This is a genomic window from Streptomyces hilarionis, assembly GCF_024539675.1.
In the GTDB taxonomy this organism is placed as follows: Bacteria; Actinomycetota; Actinomycetes; order Streptomycetales; family Streptomycetaceae; genus Streptomyces; species Streptomyces hilarionis.
Window position 1 is genome coordinate 1 of sequence record NZ_JAHHIT010000283.1, and the last position, 5,556, is coordinate 5,556.

Consider the following 5,556-nt stretch of genomic DNA (forward strand, 5'->3'; position numbering starts at 1 on the left):
GCGGGATATGCCCCGGCAAGCCGGGGCATATAGGAATTCGCTTCGCGAATTCATGAAATCCGCAAGCGGATTTCTAATAAAGCGCTACGCGCTTTATATAAGTATTTCCGCTTCGCTCCAATACTGAAGGGGATTGCAGTTCCCGCAAGCGGGAACTGCGGGCGTCCGCTGCGCACCCGCCCTGCCGGCTTCGCCGGGCTGACAACTGAGGGGGCGTCGGGTAGGGGCGCCCGACGCCCCCTCAGTTCTGTTTGCGCCTCGCGGCCCGATTGGCGACCAGCAGCGAGCCGAACACGAGGATCAAGCCGGCTGCCACCAGGATGCGAGCAGCGCTGGCGCCATCGATTATCCGCCACACCAGCAACGTGATACTCCAGCAGAGCAAGGGCCAGAAAACCCAAGGTGTCCACCGGTTGCCTGGCATGGCCCATGCTGGCGGCGTACGCGGGCCAGGGTGTTCCGTCATGACTCTCCCTCCGGTCTCTTCATCGACTGCCCTCGTCTGCCACTTTGCAACGCGCCTACTGGGTAACGAAGTTGAGGGCTTTCTCGGAGTGGGGTATCTGGCATACGCCCATCCTCCACAGCGGCCTTCGATTCCGATATGGCGTTCCGGTGCGTCGCCCGGAGTGTGGGCAAGGATCGCAGCGCGATGCATCATCGTATGGAGTTGTGTAAATTTTGGGAGTCAGGCCGACATGCCCCTTGGCGCGATCAGCGCGTGGGTGCGGCACGAGGGTGATGCGGCAGCCAACGAACAGCCCGTGGGTACGGCATGGGGTGATTCGGCAGCTGCGTCGGCTGCAGGCCCGCAGCGATAGCCCCACACCTCCAGGAACTAGGGCCCGCCCGCACAGCCGCTCCAAGGGAGACCGCACCCGCAGCGGGGCCGGGGCGGCCCGGGCGGCCGGCGAGTGCCCGGCGCGCTTCGTCGCCTTCGATGTGCCAAGGCTGTCGGTCCTGCCCGGCTTCACCGTGCACGGCATGGACGTCCGCAAGGGTGGCCCTGGCCGACGGCCAGCGTGAGCGCCTTCACGCGCACCGACGACGGCATGACCCTCTGCCAGGTCAAGAGCCACCGCTGGCTCGGGCCGCGCACGATGGCGATCATGAGTCACAACATCGCGTACTCCCACCGCGGACAGGCCGACGTCCTGGCCAGTCGATGGGCAACGCCGCCCGGACGGCCCAGGACGACCTCGACCGACAGGGCGTCGTCTGGGGCCTGTCCATCCCGACGTCCTCGATCACCTCGTCGCCGGGCGCACCGACTCGGACGCGCAGTGCGCGGGCAACGCCTGCCACTGTGCCGTGCAGCTGATCATCGACCACGACGCGTCCGACCTGATGCACCTGGGCACCTACTCGAAGCCCTCGAGGTTCTTCGGCCTGGTCGCGGCCGCCTTCGTCAGCCGCTACCCGAGGTGGAGCGAGGTGGAGGACCTGGGTGAGACTTTCGCTGTGCTGGCCGTCACCACGGCCCGCTCGCGCACAAGCGTCCCCCCGAGCACACCACCTGGAGCCGAGATGCCCGAAACTTCTCCGATCACCATCCGTGACCTCGCCGCGGCTGACGAGAAGGACTGGCGCCGACTGTGGGCCGGCTACCTCGACTTCTACGAGTCCACCGTCCCCGCGGCGGTCACCGACTCCACCTGGCAACGGCTCCTCGACCCGCACCAGCCGCTGCTGGGCCGCGTCGCCGAGCACGACGGTACGGTCATCGGCATCACCAACAGCGTGTTCCACCACAGCACGTGGCTCACCGGACAGGTCTGCTATCTGGAGGACCTCTTCGTTGACCCCGCGCACCGCGGGCTCGGGGCGGGACGCCTGCTCCTCCAGGACCTCTTCGACCTCGCCACCGCCCGCGGTTGGGCACGCGTGCACTGGCTCACCGCGCACGACAACCCCGCCCGCCGCCTCTACGACACCTTCGTCCCGGCCGACCGCTTCGTCCACTACGAGCGGGACCTGCCCTCCGACGACGGGGCCGACCCCGCCACAACCAACCGGCCTTAGCCCAGTGCCCATCCTGGCAGCCCCGACGCCCTGCCCCGGCCGTGTGGGAGGGCGCTCAGGGGCCGTAGACGGCCCGACGAGTACCGCTGGCGGCCAGGCGGCGCGGGCGGACGGCAGCCGAGCCTATTTCCGCAGCTGCGTCGGCTGCAGGCCCGCAGCGATAGCCCGCGACTCCAGGAATTAGACCTTTGATTTAACCCATGCGCGACATGCGGGAGGCCTGGTTTCCTCGGCTCGGTGCCGCGAGGATGGCGGGCTTGCCCTTGATGTCCCCGGTCACGTGCCGTGGTGGCCTGCGCTGGGTGCTCCATCCTGGTCCTCGGCGAGACCAATCGGCATGCCGGGCATGCTGACATCCTGCGCGAAGGCGTCGGCGGTGGAGCCGGGATGCGCACCGAACACGAGATGTCTCCAACACCCCTACAGCCGCCTGCGCGCGGCAGGTGGTCGCGAGGGGTGCCCGGGTGTGGGGGTGCGGAGGTCGGGGTGTTCCAGGCTGTGGGTGAAGCGTTGGGCTGTGCGGGTGCTGATGTGGAACAGGTCGCCGAGGCGTTTGGCGTCGCCGTCGGTGGCGAGGGCTTCGTCGAGGAGGCGGTCGTTGCGCAGAGCGCGGGTGGTCAGGTGTGGGCCGAGGCGGAGGTTGATCCAGCGGTGGCCGACGTGCGCGGTGGTGGTGGCGGTGCGGAAGTGGAGGAAGAGGTGGGGGTTGGCGGTTGTGGGCCAGTGCCGGCGGCGGTGGTGTAGGTAGGCGGCCAGGCGCTGGCGTACGGGTTCGGCGAGTGGGACCCGGCGTTTATCCACGTCGAGGTGGCTGTCGTGGATGTCGGTGAGGCGCAGGTGCTGGATCTGCTGGGCGGTCAGGGCGTGGAAGGCGGCGAGTGCTGCCAAGAGGGCCTGGGCGGGGTCGGCGGAGTCGAGGGCGGCGCGGATGTGTTCGACGGGGAGTGGCATCGGGATGGTGGGGGCGGGGAAGCCGGTGCTGACCTGGCGGGCCGGGTCGGTGAAGACCAGGCGCTGTGCTTTGAGGAGGCGGAAGATCGAGCGCAGTCCCTGGCCCATCTGGGTCCGGGTGGCTCCGGTCGGTGGGAGCGCGGTGCGGATGTCGTGGGGGGTGATCTCGCGCAGGGAGGTCTTGCCGGTGGCGGCCCACTGGGTGAGGGCGGGCATGGCCCAGTGCAGGTGCAGGCGGATGGTGGTCTCGGAGCGGGGATGGCGTCGCGGCGGGCTGGTGCTGCCTTCGTGCATGAGGGTCAGCCAAGCGCGGATCTGGCCGGCCATGGCGGGTGGCAGTGCGGTGATCTGTTGCTCGGCCCAGGTGATCACCGCGGGGACGCGGTCGCTGGTGAGGAGGCCGGCCCGCTCGAGGATGGCGGTGACGTGGCCGTGGGGCAGGTTGACCTGTCTCAGCACGGCGACATCGTCGGCGGTGAGCGCGGCGCCCGGGGTCTGGAGGAAGCCGAGGACGATGTTGACGCCGGTGCGGACCCGCCAGGTCGTGTCACGGCTCCAGCTGTAGCGGATTGCCTCCTCACGCGTGAACTGTTCTACCCACGCCGCGAGATGTGGATCCGCGCGTCGGGCCAGTCCTTCGGTGCCGCGTCGGCGCAGTGTGCGGACCGCGTCGCACAGGACCAGCTGTCGGTGTGCGGGTGGTGGCGTCGGCTCGGGGCGCAGCGGTACGGGCGGGATGATCGCGGCGCCGCGGTGGCGGCTGGAGAACAGATCGGCGAAGAACAGTTGCTGGCCGGTGCGGCAGCCTTGCTGCCAGTGAGCGGTGGGGGCGCGGTGGCCGGTGTTGCGCGACAGCAGAGTCTGTTTGCGGCACAGTCGGCAGATCCTGCTCGCGTCCAGGACCGCCTGATGTCCGCATAGGGTGCAGGCGGCGGTGTGGGTGTATTTGTGGGTCCAGGAGAGGCAGCCCTTGCACAGCCAGCCCAGATGCCGTGTGGCGCCCCACGCCAGGCAGTTGGTGCACGAGTCGGGTGGGGGGATCGCGTTTGGGTGGCAGCGTTCGCACAGCCCTGTGGCGTAGTAGAGGCGCGTTGAGCCGCAGCGCAGACACGGCGGCGGGGTGACCGGGCCTCCCGGCCAGCAGGTGTAACAGAACTCCACCCGTCCCATCGCCGGCGGTCGCCGCCCGCACACGGTGCACATCGCCCTGCTGCGGGCCGGGCGGGTCACAGCGGCGGCACCGACCGGCGAAGGCGCCCCGGCCGCTGCGCGGCCACGCCGGGGGCCGGGGCGGGGGCCGGGCCGGCGGGGCAAGGTAGGGCATCGGGCGAAGCGGCCGCGCGGATCAGCAGATCAGACGGCTCACACGCCAGCACCGCGCAGAGCGCTTCCAGGTCGTCCAGCCGGACACTGACCGGGATACCCGACCACCAACCGGACATCTTCCCCGCACTGATCACCAGGCCCTGCCCGGCGAGCCGCCGGCGCACCTCGGCCGACGTCCGCATCCCGCGCTCGGCCGCACGCTCTCGCAGTTCCCACCGCATCAGCTCTCCCGCCCGTCGCCCAGGCCCAGACGGCCGGCCACTCGTGCATTGGCCTGGGTCCACGCCTGCTCGATGTGTTCGGCCCGCACATGGATGTAGCGGGTCGTGGTCGCCAGCCACTCGTGGCCCAGCAGCTCCTGGATCGCCTTCAAGTCCACGCCGCGTCCATAGAGCGACGACGCGCAGAAATGCCGCAGCCCATGGGGAGACAGCCGGCCCGACCAGGTGGGCAGGAACACCTCGACGGCCGCGGCCAGTCCCGAGCGCAGAGCGTGCGCGCCGGCCCGGCCGGCCGCAGTGGGGCGTTCGCCGGGGAACATCGGCGCCGCAGGATCGGTGTGGTCACCGCGGAAGTGAGGGCGCACCTCAGTCAGCCACCACTCCAGCAGCACATCCACCCCGTCGATCCCCGGGACCAGCCGCGCGCGGGGCCCGCGGCCCTGACTCCCCTTACCGAAGCGGACATGCAGCTTCCCGAAGGGGCCCGCGTCCGGGCGCCAGTCGCCGACGTCCAGCATCACCGACTCGTTCAGCCTGAGGCCCACCCGCCGCCACAACGACGCGACCACATAGTTCCGCACCGCCGGCAGGTACTTCCGCGCCTGCGGCAGTGTCTGGCGCCAGCCCTCGAACAAGCCCGCCACCTCCCCGCTCGAGGGAGGAACACGCGCCACGCCGTAATCGGCGCGCTTGGGCCGGTTGAACTCATCGACCGGCTGCACCACCACACACCCCGTCCGCGCATGAATCTCGCTCTGATACCGACAAGCCAGAAAATCGTAGAACCGGGCAATCGTGTTCGCCCGGTCATACACCGTCGACCTCGCCAGACCCCGCTCCCGGCGCAGCGACACCAGCCAGCCGTCCACATCCCGCGCCTGGACATCCCACACCCGCCGGCCCGTCGACCGCAGCACGTCACACAACACCGACCGGTCCTCCGCCAACGACCGATCCGAAATCCCCGCCCCCAACCCCGCCAACAAAAACCGGTCCACCAACTCCTCCTCAAACCCGACCGGCCCCTCCCCCACAC

At 69.7% G+C, this 5,556-nt stretch carries 4 protein-coding genes and 1 pseudogene; 2 read left to right on the forward strand and 3 right to left on the reverse strand.

The genetic code is table 11. The annotated features are described in order from the left end of the window. Positions 1-1,218: 1,218 nt before the first annotated feature. Both KMS84_RS37655 and KMS84_RS43515 read left to right on the forward strand, forming a co-directional pair. Positions 1,219-2,022 carry a GNAT family N-acetyltransferase gene (locus KMS84_RS37655; RefSeq protein ID WP_438819030.1) on the forward strand — a complete coding sequence of 268 codons (804 nt, stop codon included), beginning with the start codon at positions 1,219-1,221 and terminating at the stop codon, positions 2,020-2,022. A gap of 256 nt (positions 2,023-2,278) precedes the next feature. Then, positions 2,279-2,427 (forward strand): annotated as a pseudogene (locus KMS84_RS43515) (mycothiol transferase); the annotation flags it as partial. 15 nt (positions 2,428-2,442) lie between these two features. On the opposite strand, the gene KMS84_RS37665 reads toward KMS84_RS43515, so the two are convergent. The 3 genes from KMS84_RS37665 to KMS84_RS37675 form a co-directional block, all read right to left on the reverse strand. After that, entirely contained in the window at positions 2,443-4,134 is a 1,692-nt protein-coding gene (locus KMS84_RS37665; RefSeq protein WP_256921061.1) for a site-specific integrase, read from the reverse strand. Between the two features lie 65 nt (positions 4,135-4,199). Continuing rightward, complete coding sequence (locus KMS84_RS37670) at positions 4,200-4,520, reverse strand: helix-turn-helix domain-containing protein (RefSeq protein WP_256921059.1); 321 nt, start codon at positions 4,518-4,520, stop codon at positions 4,200-4,202. Beyond that, on the reverse strand, positions 4,520-5,556 hold a 1,037-nt coding region (locus tag KMS84_RS37675), incomplete at its 5' end, for a tyrosine-type recombinase/integrase (RefSeq protein WP_256921060.1). The genes KMS84_RS37670 and KMS84_RS37675, both read right to left, overlap by 1 nt.